The organism is Capnocytophaga felis (genome assembly GCF_009684755.1).
GTDB classification, from domain to species: domain Bacteria; phylum Bacteroidota; class Bacteroidia; order Flavobacteriales; family Flavobacteriaceae; genus Capnocytophaga; species Capnocytophaga felis.
The window spans coordinates 100,317-123,240 of record NZ_BLBC01000009.1 but is presented as its reverse complement, the minus strand read 5'-3'; the positions used below and the strand labels follow the sequence as shown (position 1 = coordinate 123,240).

At 33.5% G+C, this 22,924-nt stretch carries 22 protein-coding genes and 1 pseudogene; 5 read left to right on the top strand and 18 right to left on the bottom strand.

What is annotated here, in order from left to right:
* Positions 1 to 1,046: 1,046 nt before the first annotated feature.
* On the top strand, positions 1,047 to 2,027 hold the full coding sequence (locus GN105_RS08280) for a YihY/virulence factor BrkB family protein (RefSeq protein WP_173014983.1): 981 nt from the start codon (positions 1,047 to 1,049) through the stop codon (positions 2,025 to 2,027).
* A gap of 36 nt (positions 2,028 to 2,063) precedes the next feature.
* Here the strand turns inward: GN105_RS08280 and GN105_RS08275 are convergent, their stop codons facing one another.
* The 16 genes and pseudogenes from GN105_RS08275 to GN105_RS08200 all read right to left on the bottom strand — a co-directional run bounded on the left by GN105_RS08275 (position 2,064) and on the right by GN105_RS08200 (position 13,350).
* Complete coding sequence (locus GN105_RS08275) at positions 2,064 to 3,983, bottom strand: TonB-dependent receptor plug domain-containing protein (protein ID WP_155284941.1); 1,920 nt, start codon at positions 3,981 to 3,983, stop codon at positions 2,064 to 2,066.
* A 513-nt stretch (positions 3,984 to 4,496) separates the two neighbouring features.
* On the bottom strand, positions 4,497 to 5,249 hold the full coding sequence (locus tag GN105_RS08270; protein WP_155284940.1) for a hypothetical protein: 753 nt from the start codon (positions 5,247 to 5,249) through the stop codon (positions 4,497 to 4,499).
* A 60-nt stretch (positions 5,250 to 5,309) separates the two neighbouring features.
* Positions 5,310 to 5,591 (bottom strand): annotated as a pseudogene (locus GN105_RS08265) (2TM domain-containing protein).
* An 18-nt stretch (positions 5,592 to 5,609) separates the two neighbouring features.
* Entirely contained in the window at positions 5,610 to 5,891 is a 282-nt protein-coding gene (locus GN105_RS08260; protein ID WP_155284939.1) for a winged helix-turn-helix domain-containing protein, read from the bottom strand.
* Entirely contained in the window at positions 5,884 to 6,465 is a 582-nt protein-coding gene (locus GN105_RS08255) for a hypothetical protein (RefSeq protein ID WP_155284938.1), read from the bottom strand. The genes GN105_RS08260 and GN105_RS08255 overlap by 8 nt, the downstream gene beginning before the upstream one ends.
* 225 nt (positions 6,466 to 6,690) lie before the next feature.
* The gene (locus GN105_RS08250) at positions 6,691 to 7,212 is read right to left on the bottom strand and encodes a hypothetical protein (protein WP_155284937.1); all 522 of its coding nucleotides are present in this window, start codon (positions 7,210 to 7,212) and stop codon (positions 6,691 to 6,693) included.
* Positions 7,213 to 7,257: 45 nt separating this feature from the next.
* Complete coding sequence (locus GN105_RS08245; protein ID WP_155284936.1) at positions 7,258 to 7,536, bottom strand: hypothetical protein; 279 nt, start codon at positions 7,534 to 7,536, stop codon at positions 7,258 to 7,260.
* Positions 7,537 to 7,543: 7 nt separating this feature from the next.
* A complete protein-coding gene (locus GN105_RS08240; RefSeq protein WP_175577629.1) occupies positions 7,544 to 7,858 on the bottom strand; it encodes a hypothetical protein in 315 nt (104 codons plus the stop codon).
* 40 nt (positions 7,859 to 7,898) lie between these two features.
* On the bottom strand, positions 7,899 to 8,324 hold the full coding sequence (locus tag GN105_RS08235; RefSeq protein WP_155284935.1) for a hypothetical protein: 426 nt from the start codon (positions 8,322 to 8,324) through the stop codon (positions 7,899 to 7,901).
* A 538-nt stretch (positions 8,325 to 8,862) separates the two neighbouring features.
* Positions 8,863 to 9,372 carry a hypothetical protein gene (locus GN105_RS08230; protein WP_155284934.1) on the bottom strand — a complete coding sequence of 170 codons (510 nt, stop codon included), beginning with the start codon at positions 9,370 to 9,372 and terminating at the stop codon, positions 8,863 to 8,865.
* Between the two features lie 35 nt (positions 9,373 to 9,407).
* Positions 9,408 to 10,385 (bottom strand): pentapeptide repeat-containing protein, encoded by a 978-nt coding sequence (locus GN105_RS08225; protein WP_155284933.1) that lies wholly within the window; start codon positions 10,383 to 10,385, stop codon positions 9,408 to 9,410.
* A gap of 36 nt (positions 10,386 to 10,421) precedes the next feature.
* Positions 10,422 to 10,817 carry a hypothetical protein gene (locus tag GN105_RS08220; protein ID WP_155284932.1) on the bottom strand — a complete coding sequence of 132 codons (396 nt, stop codon included), beginning with the start codon at positions 10,815 to 10,817 and terminating at the stop codon, positions 10,422 to 10,424.
* A gap of 28 nt (positions 10,818 to 10,845) precedes the next feature.
* The gene (locus GN105_RS08215) at positions 10,846 to 11,511 is read right to left on the bottom strand and encodes a leucine-rich repeat domain-containing protein (RefSeq protein WP_155284931.1); all 666 of its coding nucleotides are present in this window, start codon (positions 11,509 to 11,511) and stop codon (positions 10,846 to 10,848) included.
* Between the two features lie 94 nt (positions 11,512 to 11,605).
* Positions 11,606 to 11,836, bottom strand: a complete 231-nt coding sequence (locus GN105_RS08210; RefSeq protein WP_155284930.1) for a hypothetical protein — start codon at positions 11,834 to 11,836, stop codon at positions 11,606 to 11,608.
* Between the two features lie 138 nt (positions 11,837 to 11,974).
* Positions 11,975 to 12,652, bottom strand: coding sequence for an SIMPL domain-containing protein (locus tag GN105_RS08205; protein ID WP_155284929.1), 678 nt, complete (start codon positions 12,650 to 12,652; stop codon positions 11,975 to 11,977).
* A gap of 53 nt (positions 12,653 to 12,705) precedes the next feature.
* Positions 12,706 to 13,350 (bottom strand): rhomboid family intramembrane serine protease, encoded by a 645-nt coding sequence (locus tag GN105_RS08200; RefSeq protein ID WP_155284928.1) that lies wholly within the window; start codon positions 13,348 to 13,350, stop codon positions 12,706 to 12,708.
* Between the two features lie 55 nt (positions 13,351 to 13,405).
* Here GN105_RS08200 and GN105_RS08195 point away from each other — a divergent pair, with 55 nt between their 5' ends.
* The gene (locus GN105_RS08195; RefSeq protein ID WP_155284927.1) at positions 13,406 to 14,269 is read left to right on the top strand and encodes a lysophospholipid acyltransferase family protein; all 864 of its coding nucleotides are present in this window, start codon (positions 13,406 to 13,408) and stop codon (positions 14,267 to 14,269) included.
* 755 nt (positions 14,270 to 15,024) lie between these two features.
* Here GN105_RS08195 and GN105_RS08190 read toward each other — a convergent pair.
* Together GN105_RS08190 and GN105_RS08185 are read right to left on the bottom strand one after the other, a co-directional pair.
* Positions 15,025 to 16,797 carry an alpha-amylase family glycosyl hydrolase gene (locus GN105_RS08190; RefSeq protein ID WP_155285003.1) on the bottom strand — a complete coding sequence of 591 codons (1,773 nt, stop codon included), beginning with the start codon at positions 16,795 to 16,797 and terminating at the stop codon, positions 15,025 to 15,027.
* A gap of 169 nt (positions 16,798 to 16,966) precedes the next feature.
* On the bottom strand, positions 16,967 to 17,701 hold the full coding sequence (locus GN105_RS08185) for a TrmH family RNA methyltransferase (RefSeq protein WP_155284926.1): 735 nt from the start codon (positions 17,699 to 17,701) through the stop codon (positions 16,967 to 16,969).
* A gap of 38 nt (positions 17,702 to 17,739) precedes the next feature.
* Between GN105_RS08185 and tamL the strand changes: the two genes are divergently transcribed.
* The 3 genes from tamL (at position 17,740) to GN105_RS08170 (ending at position 22,924) form a co-directional block, all read left to right on the top strand.
* Positions 17,740 to 20,298, top strand: a complete 2,559-nt coding sequence (tamL, locus tag GN105_RS08180; RefSeq protein WP_155284925.1) for a translocation and assembly module lipoprotein TamL — start codon at positions 17,740 to 17,742, stop codon at positions 20,296 to 20,298.
* 203 nt (positions 20,299 to 20,501) lie between these two features.
* Positions 20,502 to 21,530, top strand: coding sequence for a UDP-3-O-(3-hydroxymyristoyl)glucosamine N-acyltransferase (lpxD, locus tag GN105_RS08175; protein ID WP_155284924.1), 1,029 nt, complete (start codon positions 20,502 to 20,504; stop codon positions 21,528 to 21,530).
* 5 nt (positions 21,531 to 21,535) lie between these two features.
* Positions 21,536 to 22,924 carry a bifunctional UDP-3-O-[3-hydroxymyristoyl] N-acetylglucosamine deacetylase/3-hydroxyacyl-ACP dehydratase gene (locus tag GN105_RS08170; protein WP_155284923.1) on the top strand — a complete coding sequence of 463 codons (1,389 nt, stop codon included), beginning with the start codon at positions 21,536 to 21,538 and terminating at the stop codon, positions 22,922 to 22,924.

The following is a 22,924-nucleotide window of genomic DNA, read 5'->3' as shown; positions in this document are numbered from 1 at the left end:
ACCCGAAACATAGTTTGAGTTTAGGCTATGGAAAACACAGTCGTCCTGAGGCACTAAATGTATATTTTCTGAAAATCGATAATGAAAGACCTAACAAAGAGCTAAAACTTCCTAAGGCTCATCATTTTGTATTGGGATATGATTGGAAAATCGGTCAAAATCTTCGTTTAAAGGCAGAGGCATATTATCAGTATATTTATGATGCATTGGGCGAGGCAGGAAGTTCATATTCACTTCTCAACTTTAAACAAGATTATGGTCTTCACAAGAAGTTAGAAAACAATACTTTAGGAATAAATTATGGAATAGATATTACTCTTGAACGGTTTTTAAACAATCAGTATTATTACCTTCTAACAGCCTCATTATTTGATGCCAAGTACAGAGCAGGAGATAATATTTGGCGAAATACGCGTTACAACAAAAATTACGTGTTTAATGCTTTATTCGGGAAAGAATTCTTTTTTAAAGATAATCGTAAAGTATTGGATATGAATGCAAGAGTAACTCTAACAGGTGGAGAACGATTTAGTCCTATTTTGGAAAATGAATCCATTTTGAATGAAAGAGTTATCAATGATGAAACTCGTGCTTTTCAAGACCGTTATCCTGCCATTGTGTATGCCGATTTTACATTGAATTACAGAATAAATCATCGTAAAAGTTCCAGTGTTTTTTCTTTTCAGATGAAGAATATTTTTGGAGCTCCAATTTATTTGGGACATAACTATAACTTCATTACCAAGAAGATACAATTGGACAAAGCCAGTATGGTCATTCCAAATATCAGCTATAAAATAGAATTTTAATTTTTGAGTGAAAAACAAAGAAATACAGCTAAAATGCTGTATTTTTTTCTTTTAATTTATTTACAGATAGAACAGATTTATTCATTTAATTCGAATATTTTTGTAATTGATTATATATCAAATATTTTAAACAGAAACGAAATGCAGCTTTTTTATTTTGTTAAAATTCCTATCTTTGCCCTCCGGAGGTTAACTCATTGAATATTAATTAAAATAGAAAATACGAATAAAATCAGTATGATAAAAAAGATTGCGAGCCATAAAATATTTAAACTTTTTAAAATCACTTCATTGGAATTTTTAGACGATAACTGTTTGAAATTAAGTGCTTCGTTGTCCTACTCCACGATTTTCGCTTTACCTTCGTTGGCTATTTTAATTATTTCGTCAGTAGGATTGTTTTATGATGCCAATGCCGTTTCTTCCGAATTTTTTTATCAACTTGCTGATTTAGTGGGAGAAAAATCGGCTTTGCAAATTCAATCGGTTATTGATAACATTCAAATTGACGATTCGGGAAGGGTAGCACAATGGATAAGCATTGCAACGCTTATTTTCACGGCTTCGGCGGTATTTGCTGAAATTCAGAGTTCTATAAATTATATTTGGGAATTGAAAGCGAAACCTCAAAAGGGAATTTTGCGTATCATTATCAATCGTTTGCTTTCTTTTGCGATGATTGGAGCTTTGGGTTTTGTGCTGTTAGTCAGTTTGTTAATAAATACGTTTATTGATATTTTGTTTAAGCAGTTATCCCGAATGTTTTCAGAAAATTCGGTTTACATTGCTCAAATATTCAATGTAGCTATCGTTTTTTCGATTGTAACCATCATTTTTGGCTTCATTTTCAAAACTTTACCTGACGGGAAATTGAAATGGAAAGATACCCTAATCGGAGCAGGATTCACTTCCATTTTGTTTATGTTAGGGAAATTCGTGATTGGAAACTATTTGGTAAATACCGCTAAATTAGATGTTTACGGAGCGGCAGGTTCTGTTTTGGTTTTGTTGGTGTGGGTTTATTATTCGGCAATCATACTTTACTTTGGAGCGGTTTTTACCAAAAATTATTCCGAAATGTACGGAACTCCCATAGAACCAAGTAGTTATTCTGTTCGTGTTATCATTGAAGAAAGGGAAGTGGATTATGCTAAGCAACCTTCGGAAATTGCTGAAAAACACGAAGATATGTCCAGAAAAAAGAAGAAAATCAGTTAAAAAATTGATTTTTATTCCTGAAAAAAATGAATTCTGTCAAAACCGCACCGTCGTTCCAAAATAGAAAATCCGTTTTTGGAGGTGGTTGTATTGTAAATCGGTATAATTTGAATTATAATACACCGAAGCAGAATTGTTGAAATTCAATAGATTATTGACAGAAATAAAGGTGATAATCGTCGTTTTTCCTACGAAAAAAAGTCGGTTTGCCGAAAAATCCAAACGCTTATAATGAGGCATTTCAGAAGAATACCAATCGCCGAAAATCGGTTGAAAATCATTGACTTGTGGATTAAAAACAGCCGATTTCACAGGGGTAAAACGATTTCCCGGACGCGTGGTAAAAGCCAACGAAGTCGTAAACCATTTTGGGTTTTTGTAAGTTAGTTGCGACTTGATAAAATATTTTAAGTTTAAAGGAGTGTTATGCTTCTGATTTCCAATAATATACTTCTGATTTAGAAAAATATTAGACACTGAAAACGAAAATCGATGATTCAATTTAAAATCCACAGAAGCCTCACTTCCAAAGGTTTTTGTTTTATCAAATTGTTCGTAATGATTGGTTACAATATCGCTTTTATCTGCTTTGAAATATACTGCTGAGGAAATGTTAAACTTCTCATTTTCATAGATATAGTCCAAAGCAATTTGATGACTGCTCAGCGTATTGAAATTCCGAATGATATAATTCAGTGTGGTATAACTATGGTATTTTCCTGCACTGAAAATCAACCGATGCTCGTTATTTGGTGTGTAATTGGCTGAAAATTGGTAACTTGTGAAACTTTCGGTATTTTTATGAAGAAATATATTTTTTCGTAAAGCCGATGAAAAATTCCATTGATTGTTAGGTGAATAATTGGCATACATATAAGGTTCTACATAGAAAAAATCAATTGTTTCTTGATTGGTAAATATCAGATTTTCAGTATTTAAACTGAAATAAAATTGCGGTAAAACTTCATTGTAATGATAGCGAAATACTGAAGTATCTACACCGTATTGCATACTAAACGTTTTCGAAAACTGAGTTTTAAAGCCCAAACCATTGAAAACCTGAAAGTTTTTCACTTTGGAATTGATGTTTCCGAATTTGAATTCCGAGTGAGAATAATCCATCATCGAAGCCCAACGAATTTTCGTTTTCTGCGTAAAATAATCCAAATTATTCACTGAAAAAAAGCGTTTTTTAGAGGCTTCAATATCGCCCGAAAAATTCAAAGAATGATTCAAAACCGAATATTTTTCATCAATAAAATAATTAAATGTGTTGAAAGACAATTTTTTATTGATTTTCAGATGTGTGTTTGCTCCCAAATCGAAAGTGGAAAAATGGTGTAATTGGTCTAAACTTTTTCTATTCAATCCGATAATGGCATCACTAAACTGATAATTGGTGTAAATTTGCGTAAAACTGTTTTTACCGAGTTTCTGATTTCGCATCAATCCAATATTGGAAACTGCTAAAGAAAGTTGTGTAAATTCGCTAATAGGTTGGGTTTTGGTTTCTATTTCCACCAATCCCGCACTTGAATTACCAAAATTTAAAGGTGGATTACTCGAATAAACATATTGTTTATCAATGAGTTCAGTATTGAAAAGCGAAAAATTTCCCAAACCATCATTCCGACTGAAACGCACAGGATTTAATACAGGCGAACCATTGAGATAAACTCTTGACCTATCGGGACTTCCGCCTCTAAGCGAAGGGTTAGCACTTTCGTCCGTATTGGTCGAAGCGGGAAGCGTAACAAGGGCTTTGAGCGGGTCGGCATTGGCAGCAGGATTGAAATAAATATCTAATGAATTGAGTTTTTTTACCGCAAATTTTTCGGAAATAGGGTCTTTTTTCACGATAACTACTTCTTCCAATTGATTGATTTGGAGACTGTCTTGTTGGGCTTGTATAAAACTGAATATAAGTAAATTAAATGCAAAAAGTAGTGTTTTCATAAAGTATGAAATTTGATTGTAAGAAATGGAAATATTCGTTTTTCTTGAATGTCTGCTCTTGTAAATTATAGTTGTTGATATAAATTGTTGTTGTATTTCTAGTTATATTAATCGTTATTTTCTGTTCTTTTGTCTTGAAACAAAAGAACCAAAAATTCAAGGCTATGAATATTTCGTTAAAAATCAATTTGTTTCACTGAAAATATCCAAAACTCGTTTCGCTCAAACAGTGGATATTTTCTACGTTCCATTCATTGATTTTCTTAACACTTCATCTTCAATGCCGTTTGCTCACTCTTGAAAAACACTCAGATACAATGAATTATATTATATTTTTGATCGTGTTATAAAAAGTATGATGGTGGTTCTGATTGTCAGGCTGAGCGTAGTCGAAGCCCTGTAATGATAAGGCTTCGTCACATACTCCGTTTTCACGAACTTTGCTCAGCCTGACAAAAACACTTCTTTTTTAAGGTATCGTACTTTTTACATCACCTCCAGATTTTTTCTGTTTTATTTTTCAGAAAACTTTTCGTGGAATTTTTTCTGTAACTCGTCCGCTTTTTCTTTTTGATTTTCAGAAGAGTACCATTTTAAAAGACTTTGGTAGGCTTCCCTTTTTCCCCAAGTAGGCAAACAGTCGGGGTTTTGGTTCGGTTCAGCGAGTGAAATAGCTTTCAAAAGCGAAGTTTCTGCCTTTTTACCACCGCCGTATTGCTTGGGAATATGGGTATCATAATTACCTTCAACATAGTACAAACGCGGATTTTCCCTTTCCAAACGAAAGCCTTTTTGCAGATTTTCACGGATTTCGGCATCAATTTGCATCGCTTCTATCTGATTTTTCATAAAAACAAAAGATAAATTCCAATTATTGGCTAACAAAGCATAATCTTCGGCGTTTTTGTCTTTTTTATCTTGCAGAACATCAATACTTTTTCGGTTGTATTCACTCGCTTTTTCCTTATCGCCTATTTTCAAGTAAAAAATAGTTTGATAGAAATGCAAATAGGATTTCCAATACAAATTCCATTGATTATTTTCTTTATTTTCAGAAAGTTGTTTTTCCAATTTTTCTAACGGAAGTCCGTTTTTGGTGGCAAAGGCTTCACCCAAATATTTTTCAATTTTCTGTTGTATTCCACCAAGAGTAAACTGATTTTCCACCGAATGAATTTCAGATTGTTGCGTATTTTGAGCTTGTAGATTCATTCCAAAAAATGACAAACTCACTGCCAAGATGATGTTTCTAAATTTTTGGTTCATTGTATTTGATTTTAAAATTATAAATTAGTTTATATTATAAAGTAAAGTTGTAAAAAAATATTATTTTTCCTCTTTTTCCATCAACTCTTTAATTTTGCGTTCTTCCCAATTTTTTCCGAAGAAAATATCAAGGGCAAATACTTTAAAAGCGTGTGAAACAAGCCCAATTCCCCAAACAAAAATTGCCTATAAGCACCACAAATTGTGCGGAGTTTGATAGAGATTCAATCCGACAAGAAAGGCATTGACTACGACATAAATCGTCAAATGATTGTAGAATTTTTTGAGTTTCTTTACTCGTTTTTCAGCTTTTCTGTAAACGTTTTGTTCTGTTGTGTTCATTACATTTAAGTTTTAAAATTATTTCAAATATCCCTTCAATGCCTCTACATATTCCTCAAAGACTTGTAGTCCCTTGGTGGTAAGGGCGAGTTCGGTGTTGGGGTAATTATCTTTAAATGATTTGGTTACATTGATGTATCCCGCTTTTTCGAGTTTGCTAATCTGTACACTGATGTTGCCCGAAGTAGCTTGGGTAACTTCTTTCACTCGGTTGAAATCTGCCTTTTCTTCCGAAACCAAAAGCGACATTATCGCCAACCGCAACTGCGAATGCAAAAGAGGGTCTAAATCTTTAAACATTTTTTCTTTTTTTATAATCCGAATGCAACTGAATACCGGGAATTAAAAACAACAAAGCTGCCAAAATTACGGTCATCAATATGATGTAATATCCGTAATTGATAAATAAAGTGCTATACACCAATGCAAAGGAAATCAACGAAGTGCTTACCCAAAGTCGGTTTTTCAGCTGTAATGCCGTTGCCAAAGAAGCCATTGTGAAAGGCAAGTATATCAAAATAATAATCCATTTGGAAGATTGCGTAAATCCGCCCACCATTGCACCCACTCCCGCTACGAGCCAAAGCCAGCCCATCCAGTCGATGCTTTTGCCTTGTTTTTCGGCTTTTATACCTTCTCGCATTTTGGCAACAAAGGTAAAAATAAATCCCAAAGGCATTAAAATGAGCCATACGAATCCCGATTTATTAAAATAAAAATCAAATTGATACATCAGGAAATGCATAGTTCCTGCCAACATAATGAGTACGCCCCAAAAGATGAAGAAAAATCCGTTTTGTTCGTACTTTTGCTTCCGCTGATTGATGATGCTTTGAATGATTTTTAAGCTGTCATTAGGTTGTAAATGTTCCATCGTTTAATCTTTTTAGTTTGATGATTCTATTTTTAAATTTAGTTTATTTTATAAACCAAGTTCTCAAAAAAATATTTGTTTTACTTTGATGATGCAAATATAAATTAGTTTATAATATAAATCAAAATTTTAATGAAAAAAGTTTTGTTTAGTTTTCTTAAAATAAATATTCTTTCTTGTAATGATTTGATTTTGAGAGTTTAAATTAAGTGAAGTTTGTGAATTTTATTTCTGTTTCAAAATAATGTTACCTAATTTTTTGTTGTGTAATATATCTTTTATGCGGTGAGAGCATATCCAATAAACTGCCGTCAAGAGCAAGGGAGTCAGTAAGATAGGTAGCCAATGTATTCCGAAAAAATAATATAATGTTCCTAAAATCAGTAATGTAACTATTTCAAAGATAAAATAATTTTTTTCATTCATCCGTTGTTTGATGATATTTTTGTTGCTTTTGGTTTTGCCGATTCGTTCCAAAACTTTTTGAGTAAAATCATCAAGACTGAAAGTACTGTCATAATCCGAAAGTGTGAAACAAATTCCGAATTCCAGTTCTATTTTCCGCATAAAAATGCCGTGTTTGTCAGCTCCACGAAACGAATTTCGGATTTGATTCTTTTTGCACGGAGGAAACATCAAGAAATCCATAAAATGTGATTCCTCAAAAGGGGTATTCTTTTTGCTTCTGCACGAATTAAATACTTTTAAAATGCGTTCTCTTATTTCTGTTTGGGTAAAATTTTCCATTCTTGCTTTAGAATATTATTTATTGGTAAATCAGCGTATAATTGCTCATATATTTAAAACTAAGTTTTTTATTTGGATTGATTTATCGTCTTTAATATCAATTTCAAAATACAATTGCGAACTTTGCGTTACAAAATCTTCAATATTTTGTTTTTCAATTGTTTGTAAGTTAAAATCCGTTTGAAGAAAGTCCAAACATTCATCAAGATTTTTTAAATTAATATGCGTCATATAATCGGGCAGATGATTTTGCCAAGTTTTCCAATCGTGTATTTGTTTAGAAATCAGTAGTTTTCCGTCTGTAGTGTAAATTAAATCTATCATTTTATTTTTAGTTGATTATATCCGTAATCATATTATAAATATATTGTGTTTTTCCGCCGTAATGTCTTGGTTCTTCAGTGATTTTATCATACATATCTTCCAAGTTGTGAGCAGGGGACAAAACCGAATCACTTAAGTGTTGCGTGCACGCCAAATGATATTCGAGTTTTCTGGGTGTTTGATAAACTTGTGATACAAAATAAATTCCGTATCCTTGTGGCATTTCAATTGCTAAAACGTTACCTTCTTGAAAATAAGGCTCTTTTTTCTTGGTAGGTTTGGGCTGTTTGATGGGTTTTGGATTGTCACTTTTGTGTTGCATTTTCCATTTTACGCCATTTTTTTGAGTTTGTATCTGTGTTTTAGAATAAATGAGGAAAGAGTATCTTCTTGCTTATCAAGGCGTTTTCGTCCATTTCATACTCGCCAATGTAATGTAAATCAGGGTGCGAAAGTTGAGGATTTTTCGGAATTTTCAGTCCTCGACGATACAATATTATGTAAGAATTTGGAGAAATGCCTTTTGTTTTGCAGATTTCTTCAACGGACGAAAGATGTTCCTTTTTTAAAAGAGAATGTTTCAGTAATTCCGATAATGGAAGTTCGTAGCGAAAATCAGGTTGTAACACTTCTATTCCATATTTGCCAAATGCATAATCATTTATTCTTAATTCTTTGAAAAATAACGGATTATTATTTTCTTCATCAAATACATACGTATCGTATTCTTTTGTTTTTCCTTCAGCTATATGAGCTAAAAACAAGTGAAAATAATAAGTTTCTTGCATTTTCTTTCCTTTTATGTTTGTACAAAGATAATCTTTTTGTCTATTCAAATTTAAATTATTCAGAATCGGAATTGATATTTTCCCAAATGCTCAAAATCTTTCAGGTTGAATGACGAAACTTTCAGATTTTTGACTTCTTCGATAGCTTACTTTTTAGATAAAGGAAAGTTTTATATATCAACTAAATAGTTATTATCTTCTTCTTAATGATTTCAGCTTTGACTAAATAGTTATTTACTTCCTTCTAATGATTTTGAGCTTTGATTAAATAGTTATTAGCTTCTTCCTAATGATTTTAGGTTTGACTAAATAGTTATTATCTTCTTCCTAATGATTTTGAGTCTGACTAAATAGTTATTAGTTTCTTCCTAATGATTTCAGCTTTGACTAAATGATTATCAGTTTCTTCCTAATGATTTTGACCTTTAACTAAATAGTTATTTGCTTATTTTACTTGAAAAATATCGATATTCATCTATGTATAGTGCTAAGATGAAAAATGTTCGATGATTTACGATAAAATTTTTAATAAATGATTTTAAATTTTCTCCTTACTTACCGGAATTACTCGTATCCACAGATGTAAATCATCAAAATCAGTTACTTGAAAAGGGAAAATCTGTTGTGGGTAAAGTTTATCCAAACCAAAAATAGCTTTGCAAACTTCATAATCAGCGATAGCGTAGAAATTCTGACCAACATCAAATATAATTCCTTGCGGATAGAAGCAAATTAAGCGACCATTGATGATGTTTCCAATGTAAACGGATTGTTTTAAGGTTTCCCAGCTTTGCAAATAAGGTATTTTTGAGTGTTCCCAAAGCTCTTCGAATTGTTTTTGTGTTATTTCTTCGGTTAGAAATGCCAATTCGTTTTTGAAACTTCCTTCGGGAAGAAAAAATTCTCCTTCAATCTCAATGGAACTATTGATAAATGTGTCATTCTTATGAACAATTTGCCGAGTACAATAATAATCTTTGTCTAATTCAATATATTTTTGGCATAAATCAAAGTCTTCATCAGAAAAATTGTAATATCTCGTTGCCATATAATTTTCCTTATATTCGATAAATTCTCAATAACTCACAAAACTCTTGTATTGGTATTTTTGGCAGCTTCGCAAATAAGTTCGTAGTACAACTTATTGAATTCGGGCGATTTATAGCGATTATCCTCCTTGTAAAAACAACGATAGGGGATTTGCTCGTGCGGTTTGCAAAAAAGTGGGATGTAATTTAACATTTCCTCGGTTAAAGTTCCTGCCTTTTGTTTTATAAGTTTTTGTAATTCAGAATAAAATTCCTCGGTGAGCTTTAATATACAATTATTGGGCGAAGGTTTTACCAAATCCAAATGAATGTAAGTTGTGAAATTACACACAACCAAATCTGCTTTTGAAAAATCAATGTTTAACATTCGATTATCCAAATCTGCAACAGTTTTGGGGCGTTTATTATTCACTAATTCCTTAAAATGGTCGTTTTTTACACCAGCAAACGAACAGTCATACAACCTGCCTTCAAAAGTGCAATTTTGCAAAGGCGATTGCCAAAAATTAACTTTTACCATTTCGCCTGTAAATCGGCAATTTTCTATCATTTTATCAATCGAAAAAGTGAAACGCGATGATTTTTTGATATTTTCAAAATTACAACGATTGATACTATAACAATAAAAATGTACGTCTTTATATTTACAATCAGCAAAACTGCAATTTTCCATTAGATAATCCTTTGCACCAAACCAAGTTTCGAACGAACTTTGGTCAAATACGACATTTTTAATACTTGCAGGTGAGTTTTTATCAGTGCTCCACAAGACTACACCTCGCCAAACCGACCCCGAAAAATCAGCATCACAAAGCGACAAATCATCAATGTGGATTACCTCATAAGCAGGTACTTCTTTTGGGTTCCCGAAGTAAATTCCTCTAAAATCAAGCAATCCTTCCTCTGTTCGCCCGAAAGGAGATTGCGTAAAATCCTTGGTTAGTTCTCGTACTTGGCTCAACTCTTCTGAATAGATTTGCCAGCGTGTTTTTAGTTTTTTAGGTATTGCCATTTTATTAACTTTTTATTACAAATTTTTGATTTAAAACTATTTACATCTTTCATCATCACGAATTGAACTCACATCATAACCTAATTCAGATAAATAATCCATTCCATCTTGTGTTGGAATGATGTTATTTCCTGTCCATCCGTATTTTTTTCCAAGCAAAATAAATTTTTGTACGTATTTAGGCTGATGAATATTCACACATTCGGTGATATTGTTGAATAAATTGGGTAAATTCACACCGTTTTTGAGTGGAAATCCTGCATAGGAATCATATTTTGAAGGAAATTCAATAATTAAAGGCGTTTTTTTATATCCTTCTGAAAATATTTTGATTCGGATAAAGGAAGGGAAGGTTTCCATTTGGAAATTATCGGTAATTCTATAATAATAGATAATATCTTCCACGACAATTTTTCGTAATTTGCTTTTCATTAATGTATTTGTTTTAAAAAAGGTTTATTTACTTAGGAATGTAATCTTTTCGTTTCATAAATTTCGGTGAATTTTTATCATTTATCAAAATATATTCTTCTGATTTTCCGTATTTTTTACATAATTCATCAAATTCTTTCTTTTGTTTCTGAGTGTTAAACCAACACGAAATTATTTTTAAATGAGGCATTTGTGCAATAAACTCCAAATCCGATGGTTGGTGTTTTGTATATACTAAAAATGTGATTCCTTCTAAATTAGGGATGGTTTTGATGTTGTGAAAATCGTTTAAGTTTTTGCACCGGCGAATCTCTAACATTTGTAAGTTTTTACAAGTCGATAAATCGGGAAAAACTTCAAATTTAGGGCAGTATGCAAATTCAAGCCATTCTAAATTCTCAAATCCCTCACAAAGGAAATTGAAATTATTATTATCCTTCCTTACTGTATTGAAGTACAGGTTTTTAAGTTTTGAAACTTTTCGTAAAGCTGAATAATCATTGATAGCACAACCGTGAAATTCTACATATTCCAGATTAGGCAAAAGTAACACAAAATCTAAATTCTCTGCTTTTAAATGACTAATACAGAGAGATTTTAAGCGTTTGTGTTTTTGCATTTCCTCTGTATCGGCTTGGGTTAATTGATGTTCGATAAAACCTTTTGAGTTGTGTTTTGTAAAGCCTTTCTCCATATTGTTTTTATTGATATTACTAATTTAAAATATTGACTGTGAGGAATAAAAATCGTTTTTGTTTTTAGAAGAGTAGGGTAGTAGATGAAGGCTATCAAAGGTCAAAAACGGAACTTCTTTTAGTGTAGAAAAGGTCTTTAATACGAATTAAAAAAGCGAGCAGAAGGTACACACCAAACCAAGCACCAAGAGTTGCGAAAGTTCCGTAAATGAAAAAGATACGGACATCTTTGGCTCGCATACCAAGTTTTTCCGACAGGCGGGAAGATACGGCAAAACCGTACTTTTCAAGGAAAAAACGAAAATCTGAAAGATGTTGATTCATAATGAATTGGTTTTAATTCCGTTGTAAAAATAGAAAAAATAATTTGATGGTTGAAAAATTTATATACATATTTTCAAAAATAAAAAAATCGGGAAAAACTTAGTTTCCCGATTTTTGATATTCTATGTAAAATAAAAATTATTGTTTTAATAATAATTCAAAACTTACATTGATTTTGGCAGTGATGGCGATGTTTCCAACTGCTAAGGTCTCTTTTGCGGAACTCTTCATTTCTGACGCTGCCATAAATTCGGCATTGAGAGATGTTCCAAAGGTTGATGATAATTCACTAACTGATAGTGCTTTTCCGATATTTTGGTCCAAGCTCACAGCATAAAAAAGTGCCTTTTGCCGTGCATCTTCTACAGCTGCCAGGCGAGCTTCACGCAGAAAATTTTCTCTGTTTTTTACATCAAAAGCAATATTATCAATCTGATTTACACCTGCTTCAAAAATAGCTTCCATTAGAGATTCATATTTGCTGATATCTTCCAATTTGATTTTAATACCTTGCGATATGTAATATTTGTATGTTTTGGTGTTATGGTCATAGTATTTTGTTAGCGAAACGTGACTTGTCCGGAAGTTCTCCAAAGGTAATTCATCGGTAAGAATCTGGATTACTTTTGCAACAGCATCAGCATTTTTCTGTTTCAGATATTTTACATCATTTCCTTCATTTTCAATACTTAATGAAATATTGACGATATCAGGAGTAACATAAACAGTACCTTCGCCTGTAACGTTCACGGCCGGAATGGATTGTGCTGAAATTGTAGTGGATACCAAAGCAAATAATAATAAAAAAAGTTTCATAATCTAATTAATTTAAATTTTTTGTTTTTAATCAATTTTTATGCCGACGTAGTTTATCGTTCCAATTTTTTACGAAAAATAAATAGTAACGCTATGGGAATCAGCATTCCTACAACCAATAAAGGTTCTTTATTAATTAATGATGGTTGATAGGCAAGAGCGTAAATAAGTCCGCCCACAGCTCCTCCAAAATGAGCCGAATGCCCGATGTTATCCGTGCGTGATTTCATTCCGTAAATTGAATAAAGCAGGTAACCAATTCCGAAAACATATGCCGGCATCGGGATTACAAGAACTATAATCATCATATTGGGATTAAACAAAATAGAGGCGTATAAAATCCCCGTAACAGCTCCGCTTGCCCCAACAGCCGCGTAATAAGGTTCATTTCGATGAAGGAACAACGCAAATAAACTTCCTAAAATCAGAGAGAATATATAAACAAGTACAAAATGCGTAATTCCTGCGTATGCAATGACAACATCGGCAAAGAAAAACAGCGTTATCATATTGAAAATAAGATGTTGCCAATCGGCGTGAAGAAAGCCACTGGTTAGCATCCTGACGTACTCACCACGTTGAACTTCACGAATGCTAAACTTATATTTATTAAAAAACGAATAATCCTTAAAACCTTGCATAGAAAAAAGCACATTTGCAATAATTATGGCAATGGTTGCCAAACTTAAATCTCCCATTGTATTGAATTTTTTCGGACAAATATAATTATATTTGCAGAAATTTTTGATATAAATGAACTTATTGGTATATATTTTGGCGTATCCCGTTATCTGGATATTGTCAAAACTTCCTTTCCGATTGCTATATATAGTATCGGATTTTGTGTATTTTATTATATATAAATTTTTGAAATTCAGGGTAGAAGTTGTTCGTAAGAATTTGAATGTTGCTTTTCCTTTTAAAACGCAAACGGAATTATTGAATATCGAAAAAAAATTCTACAGACATTTCTGCGACATATTTTTGGAAATGATAAAATCCTACGGAATGTCCGAGAAAGAAATGAAACAACGAATGACTTATACCAATTTGGAAATATTCAAAGAAAAAAGTATTGAAAACCGAAGCATAATCCTAATGTGCGGACATTATGCAAGTTATGAATGGTTGCTTTCACTGGCTTACAATTTAAACCACAAACCTTACGCACTTTATACACCACTGAGTAACAAGTATTTTGACCGACTTGTACAGAAAGTACGAATGAAGCACAAAAGTTTTTTGCTATCACGATACAGAGCTTCCGCGGAAATGAAACGCCATAGAGACCAAGGGCTTCTTTGCTGTTATGGCTTCGCTGCCGACCAAGTGCCGAACAACTCCAAGAGTTATCGCCGTCCGTTTTTGGGGCTTCGTGTGCCTGTTTTTACGGGAGCAGAACGAATGGGAAAGCAACTCAATGCAGTGATTTTGTTTGCAAATATTCAAAAAATAAAACGTGGATACTATCAAACCACTTTTGAATTGCTGTCAGCCAATCCTACAGAAATGCCTGATTACCAAATAACCGATATGTTTTTTGAACGTCTCAACCAACAAATCTACAAACAACCTGAGTATTATCTTTGGACGCATAACCGTTTCAAAAGAATGTAACCTTATTCTGCAGGACATAAACATACTTCTACCTTCGTCAGAGTTCTTAGCTTTGGCGAAGGTTTTTGTTTTTAAAAATATTTGTGGTTGTCGTAGTGGTACGATTTCTTAAAATAAAAACATTTCTTCCTATCGTATTGCTATGAATTCTTATTTTAAAAATATTTGTTATTATCGTAGCGGTATGATTTATTAAAATAAAAACATTTATTTTTATCGTATTGCTATGAATTCCTATTTTAAAAATATTTGTTATCATTGTAGTGGTACGATTTTGTAAAATAAAAATATTTATTCCTATCGTATTGCTATGAATCCGTCTTTTAAAAATATTTGCTGTTGTCGTATGGTACGATTTTTTAAAATAAAAATATTTCTTCCTGTCGTATTGCTATGAATCTGTCTTTTAAAAATATTTTCTATTGTTGTAGTGGTACGATTTCTTAAAATAAAAACATTTATTCCTGTTGTATTGCTATGAATCCGTCTTTTAAAAATATTTTCTGTTGTCGTAGTAGTACGATTTCTTAAAATAAAAATATTTCTTCCTATTGTAGTGATATGATATTAATATTTTTATTCTTTATACTTGATATTGTATGATTGTTTCGTTTAGTTAATATTGTGATACATATATAGGCACATACTACATACTTTTTTAAAAAAATAATGGGAGCATATTACATACGCTCCCATATAGGGTTAATTTATAAATAGATAAAGAGTTCTGCCATAAGGTAGGCAATCTAATTTTTTTAATGGCTTTTAGAAATTTTAAACACCAATGATTGTAGCGGAGCGATATCCACTCGCATTTTTCCCTGTCCGTTGGTAATGTTCAAAGCTGTTTTTTGATTTTCGTAAAGAGCATCAATTGCGGTGTATGTTCCGTCGTTTAGGAACCAGCTCCCGATAATAAATTGAGGAATTTGTAGGTCGAACCCGAATCCGTCCGTATCGCTGAAATTCACGATTACAATCCATTGATTTTCTTCATCTCCGCGTACAAAGGCATATACCTTATCGTTGTAGAATTCCGTGTTTTTTCGGTTATGCTCGTGAATATCGGCATAAAATCCGCTGACCGGAAGATTCAATAAACGCTTGTAGAAATCGCGTAATTGTTTTTCATTTTCAGAAAGTTGCCCTCCGTCAAACTGTTTGTTGTTCATCCAACGTTGGTGAGCGGGAACACCTACGTAATCAAAAATAGAGGTGCGAGACGGACTTCCGAAACCGCCTCGTTCAGCTCCTTTTTCGCCCACTTCCTGCCCAAAATAAATCATCACGGGAGCATCGCTGATAAGCGTGGAAACGGTCATCGCAGGTTTGGCTTTTTCGGGATACCCGGCAAACTCAGGCGATGCGATGCGTTGTTCGTCGTGGTTTTCCAGAAAGTGCAACATATTTTCGGAAATATCGGCAAGCTCTTTTTGTATGGGAGCAATGGCGTCGGTGGAGCGTCCGTGTGAAATGATGCCCCGCAGCGTGTCGTACAACTGTACTTTATCGTACAAATAGTCCATTTTTCCTTTGCGAATATAATCGCGATAGGCTTTCGGGTTGTAGATTTCCGCCAACAAAAAGGCATCGGGATTTTTCATTTTGATGTTGGAATTCAGATAACTCCAAAACTCAACGGGAACCATTTCCGCCATATCAAAACGGAATCCGTCCACGCCTAAACTGAGCCAAAATAGGGCAATATCTTTGAATTTCAGCCACGTATTGGGAACGGTTTTCGATTCCCAGAATTGGAAATGAGCCTTGTAGTCCTTATCGTTGAAGTCGTCCGAAAGTTCGGGGAAATCTTTTGTGCCATCGGGTCGCACCCCGAAGTTGAGCTTTACGGTTTCGTACCAATCGTTGAAATCGGGTTTTGATTTTCGTGAGCCGTTGCCTGTCCATTTGGCAGGAAATTCGTGAAACTTTCTGTCGTTGGCGATGGCTTCTTTGTTTAACGGAAGGAAATCGTGCGGATAGTCAGGTACTTGGAAAGCTTCACCGGGATTGTAATAAAAATTATTGTTTACATCGTATTGTACGGAAGTGTTGTCATCTTCTCCAAAACCTTTGATACCTTGAGGTTTGGAAACGCTTTCGTATTTACGTGCCACGTGGTTGGGTACAATATCGATGATAACTTTGAGTCCGTTTTTATGGGTGCGTTCAATCAGGGCTTTAAATTCTTCCAATCGGTTTTCGGGGTTGTCTGCCAAATCGGGATTTACGTTGTAGTAATCTTTCACGGCGTAAGGCGACCCGGCACGTCCTTTGACCACTTCGGGGGCGTCGTTTGAAATTCCGATGGCGGTGTAATCGCCCACCAAAGCGTGATGAGGAACGCCCGTGAACCAAATGTGCGTGGCTCCTAAGTCTTTGATTTCTTGCAGAGCTTTGTCGGTGAAATCGGAAAATTTGCCCACGCCGTTTTCCTGTTTTGTTCCCCAAGGTTTGTTCGTATTGTTTGTATTACCGAACAACCTTGTAAATACTTGATATACTACTTTTTTGTTGCTTTCTTTCATCTGTTTGTTGGGCTTTTCTTCTTTATTTTTACAAGCGGCTGCAAAAAAAAGAAAAATTAAGGAAGAAAACATTAATGTTTGGATATTTTTTTTCATACTTAAATTATTTTATGTAATTGATGTAATATTGCCGTTTTAAAACATAATATTTAGGATAGACGCATAGATTTTATTTTTGTGAATTTCTTCTAACTTCGCTCAGTAAAATAGCAGTTGCGGTTGCAACATTCAAACTTTCAGTTTGTTGCAATTGTCCAAAACGGGGAATTGTAATTTTTTTTGAGGCAAATTTGAATACTTTCTCTGAAATTCCGTTAGCTTCGTTGCCCATTATCAGGATAAAATCTTCAGGAAAATGAGTTTGATATACGTTTTCACCGTTCATAGCTGTTGCGTAAATTGGCAATGTTGTATTGTTGAAAAAGTCCTGTAAATCAGTGTAATGAATGTTTACACGAGTTAGCGAACCCATTGATGCTTGCACTACTTTTGGATTGTAACAATCTACCGTTTCTTCGCTGCAAACCAGTTGTTGTATGCCAAACCAATCACAAAGCCGAATGATGGTTCCTAAATTGCCCGGGTCACGAATGTCGTCCAGAGCTAATATAAGTCCTTTATGTTGAATAGGTTGTGCTTTAGGAATTCTGAAAATGGCAAATCCCTCATCCGGATTTTTAAGCGAACTAATTTTTTTTAATTCTTCTTTTGTGGTGATGATTGTTTTGTTTTTTGGTAATTTTTCAGAAAAGTATTCTGTAACAAAAATTTGCTCGACATCAAAGTTTGTTTGTAGAAATTCAATAATTGATTTTTTGCCTTCCACTATAAACATTTGATGCTGAAAACGATATTTTTTTTGTTGTAACTTCTGAATAAGTTTAATTTGATTTTTGCTAACCATAAAAAATATGTATTTTTGAGCCCTAAAAACAAAAGTTTGTGAGATTATTTATTCCTAAAATATCACTTTTTGCACTGGTATCTGTTTTATTATCAGCTTGTAATACTGTAAAAAGAGTTCCTGAAAATTCGTATTTACTCAAAGAGAATACAGTTTACGTAAATGATAAAAAAACAGAAGACGCAAAGATAAATAATTTTATTTTACAAAAGCCAAATGCGTCTTTGTTTGGGTTGCCTTTGGGCTTATACATATATAACGCTGCGAAACCAAATCCTGAGGAAGATTTTCAAGATTGGCTTGATGAACACCCAAAGTGGAACAGTTCTTTGGAAAGAATATTGTCGCAAAAACAAGTCAGACGATTAAAACAATCTTTTTTGGTTTCAGGAATACACAAGCAGTTGAAAAACATTGGTGAAGCTCCCGTTATTTTGGACAGTTCAAAAACAAAATCAACCGTAAATTACTTAAAATCATATCATAATAGTATCGGATATTTTAATTCTACTGTGAAAGATAGCGTGATTTATAATCCTAAAAGTAAGAAAAAAAGAGCAATTGTTTCTTATCATATTCAAACCGGAGAGCGTTACTATTTGGATACTTTAAAAACTTCCATAGCTTCTTCCGAGATTGATTCTGTGTATGATACACATTTATATAACAGTTTTTTGAAGTCGGGAAATCCGTATCAATTAAGTGATTTTAACAGCGAACGCAGCCGCCTTACAACTTTATTTAGGAATAATGGTTTTTATACATTTCAGCCAAGTTCAATAAATTTTGAGATTGAGCGTGACACGATTCAGGAAAATAAAGACCAAAAGCTGGACGTAACAACTGTTATTGATGATTTGATTGAGCGTGATGGGGATATTATCACTAAAAAAGTTTATAAAGTTCATTACCTTAACAACATCCGAATTTTTACCGATTATGATTACACTATGGATCCAAAAACTTTGGATTCAATTACTTATAAGGATATAACAATATTTTATAAAGATAAATTGAAATACAAACCTCGTATTTTGAAAATGGCTTCGGCTTTGGAAAAAGGAGCAACTTATTCAGATGAAAATAGAGGACTTACCTATAAGCAAATCAATAATTTACGTATTTTTAAATATCCGAATATTGAGTTTAAATATACTGAAAATGACACGCTTCAGAAAAATTTAGATGCTAACATATATTTAGCTCCGTTGGATAAGTTTTCGCTTCGGCTTACAAACGAAATAAAACGCTCTGAAATTGAACAAATTGGTATCACGTTAGGAACTTCATTTGCAACAAGAAATGCTTTTAGAAGAAGTGAAATATTGGAATTGAATTTGCAGGGAACTTTCGCTTCACAAAGAAATTCAAGTGAGAAAAGATTTTTCAATATGTCAGAAATCAGCGGGGATATTCGTTTGGTTTTTCCTGAGATATTGTTCTTTTTAAATACAACTAAAATAATCCCATATTCTATGACTCCGCAAACGATGTTGCAAGTGGGTACGAGTTACCAAACCAACATCGGTTTAGATAAGCAAAATGTGACAGGAGTATTGCGATATTCTTGGAATCCACGCAATGATAAAACCGTGTTTGATTTACTGAATGTTCAATACGTACATAACTTAAATCCGGGGAATTTTTTCAATATTTATAGATCTACCTACAATCGATTGAATACAATTGCTAAAAAATACACACTTGACCCCTCGTATTTAGATGATCAAGGAGATTTGATTGTAGAAAAAGGGACATCAGGATTTTTTAACGATATTATCAATCAGAGAGTAACTCTTAAAGAGGAAGATATAACGCCAATTTTGAGTATAGGACAAAGACAAGAAAGACTTACACGTAATGATTTCATTCTTTCAACGAGTTTTACCTATATATTTAATAACAATTCGCAGTTTTTCCAAAGAGATTTTTCGCAATTCCGTGTGAAATTGGAAAGTGCGGGTAGCTTGTTGAACTTATTTTCAAGTTTGTATGGTGTTGTAAAAGAGGAGAGCAATCCAAGAAAATTTTTGGGAGTTGAATACGCTCAATTTGTAAAAACAGAACTTGATTACATTAAGCATTGGCCAATAGGGGAGCAGAGTTCTTTAGCGTTTCGTGGCTTTTTAGGGGTTGCTATTCCGTATGGAAACTCAAAAAATATTCCTTTTTCACAAAGCTACTTTGCAGGAGGCTCAAGTGATAACCGCGGATGGAGGGCTTATAGTTTGGGACCGGGAAGCAGTGAATCTATTTTGGATTACAATGAAGCAAATATGAAACTTACATTGAATTTAGAGTATCGTTTCCCAATAGCAGGAAGTTTTAAAGGAGCAATTTTTACTGATGCAGGTAACATTTGGAATGTTCTTGATGATGTTTCGTTTGATTCGTACAAATTCAAAAATCTTTCATCGCTGAAGGATGTTGGGGTGAGTTCGGGTTTAGGGCTTCGGTATGATTTTGGATTTTTTGTTTTCCGATTGGATGTCGCTAACAGAATATACAATCCGGCAAATTCAGTAGGAAGTCGTTGGTTTACGGATGTATCTTTAAAAAATTTGGTTTACAACATAGGAATAAACTATCCTTTTTAAGGAATTTTTTGAAGATAAACTATAATTGCTAAAATGTTTATAATTCGGAGCATATAAAACCTAAAAAAAATAATATTTAATGTTCTTTTAAATTATTTTTCTATTTTTGTTGCGGAAAAAACGAAATATTGTTTTTACTGTAAATGAAAAAAATAATTTTTATTTTTTACAGTATTGGTTTTTAGGAATTTAAAAGTACAAAAGTGAAATTTACAGCTTTACAAATAGCAAATATATTACACGGAGAAGTAGAAGGAAATCCTGATGTAGAGATATACAAACTTTCAAAAATAGAGGAAGGAGAGGAAGGAAGCCTTACTTTTTTGGCAAATCCGAAGTATAAGAATTACATATACACTACAAAAGCTTCTGTAGCAATAGTTAACAAAACTTTTGAAACAGAAAGTGAACTTTCAGTTACTTTGGTTAAGGTAGATGATGCCTATTCGGCTTTCTCGAAATTGCTGGAATATTATAATCAGATAAAGCTAAATAAAAAAGGAATTGAGGAACCGGTTTTCATCTCAAAATCAGCACGAATAGGAGAAGATGTATATATTGGGGCTTTTTCCTATATCGGAGAAAATGTAGTTTTAGGTAATAATGTGAAAATTTATCCCAACACTTATGTTGGTGATAATGTGACTATTGGTGATAATACCACGTTATTTGCCGGTTGCAAAATATATTCAGAAACAGTTATAGGAAAGCACTGTACATTGCACGCTGGGGTTATATTAGGTGCTGACGGATTTGGATTTGCTCCCGTTCAGGAAGGTTTTTACAATAAAGTTCCGCAAATTGGAAATGTTATCATTGAAGATTATGTTGATATAGGGGCCGGAAGCACCATTGACCGTGCCACTTTGGGTTCAACAATTATCCGTAAAGGCGTAAAATTAGATAATCAAATACAAATAGCTCATAATGTGGAAATTGGCAAGAATACAGTAATTGCTGCACAAACGGGTGTGGCAGGTTCTACCAAAATAGGTGAAAGTTGTATGATTGGTGGTCAGGTAGGAATTGTGGGGCATTTGAATATTGGAAATCGGGTGAAGATTCAAGCACAATCAGGTGTTATCAGAAATGTAGAAGATGATGAAGTATTGCAGGGTGCACCAGCAATAGGATATTCCGATTATAATAAATCGTATGTGATTTTCAAGAAATTACCTGCTTTGATGAAGCGATTTTTAGATATCGAAAAAAAATATTTGGAAAATAAATAAAGTCTATGGTAAAGCAAAATACTTTAGCAAGAGAGATTAGTTTAGAAGGAGTTGGTCTGCACACAGGGCAAAATGTGAAAATGACATTGAAACCAGCTCCGGTAAATCACGGATATACCTTTGTTCGTGTTGATTTAGAGGGTTCTCCTGTAATTGAAGCAGATGTTAATTACGTAACAAATACCGAAAGAGGTACCGTTCTGGAAAAAAAAGGCGTCAGAATTCAAACGTGTGAACACGTTTTGGCAGCCCTTGTGGGGATGGATTTGGATAATGTTATCATTGAACTAAACGCTTCAGAGCCACCAATTATGGATGGTTCAGCAAGATATTTTGTAGAAGCCATAGTAGAAGCGGGAATTCAAGAGCAAGATGCACCACGAGAGGAATATGTAGTTAAGGAAGTGATTTCATATGTAAACGAAGAAACCGGAAGTGAAATTACTGTGATTCCTTCTGAGGAATATCAAGTTGCTACAATGGTTGATTTCGGAACTAAAATTTTGGGGACACAAAATGCCTATTTAAATAAACTTTCCGAGTTTAAGGATGATATTGCTAACTCACGCACATTCAGTTTTTTACACGAGTTGGAAATGCTTCTTGATCACGGACTTATCAAAGGAGGTGATTTGAATAATGCCATCGTTTATGTAGATAAAGAAATTTCTGAAGAAACGATGCAAAAGTTGAAAAAAATCTTTAATAAAGAGGATATTTCCGTTCAACCAAACGGAATTTTGGACAATCTGAATTTGCATTACTCAAACGAAGCTGCTCGACATAAACTCCTTGACGTGATTGGAGATTTAGCTTTGGTCGGTACCCGTATAAGAGGAAAGGTAATTGCCACAAAACCAGGGCATTTTACCAATACGCAATTTGCTAAAAAATTATCGAAAATTATTAAAAACGAACGTAGAAATAATGTTCCTTCAATTGATATAAATCAGCCTCCATTGATGAATGTCAATGACATAACAAAATTATTACCGCATCGCCCACCGTTTTTGTTGGTTGATAAGATTTTTGAACTTTCGGATAAACACGTTATCGGGTTGAAAAATGTTACAATGAATGAGCCTTTCTTTGTGGGGCATTTCCCCGGAGCTCCTGTAATGCCGGGAGTTTTACAAATCGAAGCGATGGCACAAGCGGGTGGTGTATTGATTTTGAGTACAGTACCTGACCCTGAAAATTATTTGACATATTTTATGAAGATAGATAATGTTAAATTTAAAGTTCAGGTAATGCCTGGTGATACGCTTATTTTTAAATTAGAGCTTTTAACGCCTATTAGACGAGGTATTTGTCATATGCAGGGATACGCCTATGTAAACGGAAAGTTAGCAACTGAAGCGGAGTTGATGGCTCAAATTGTGAAAATCAAATAA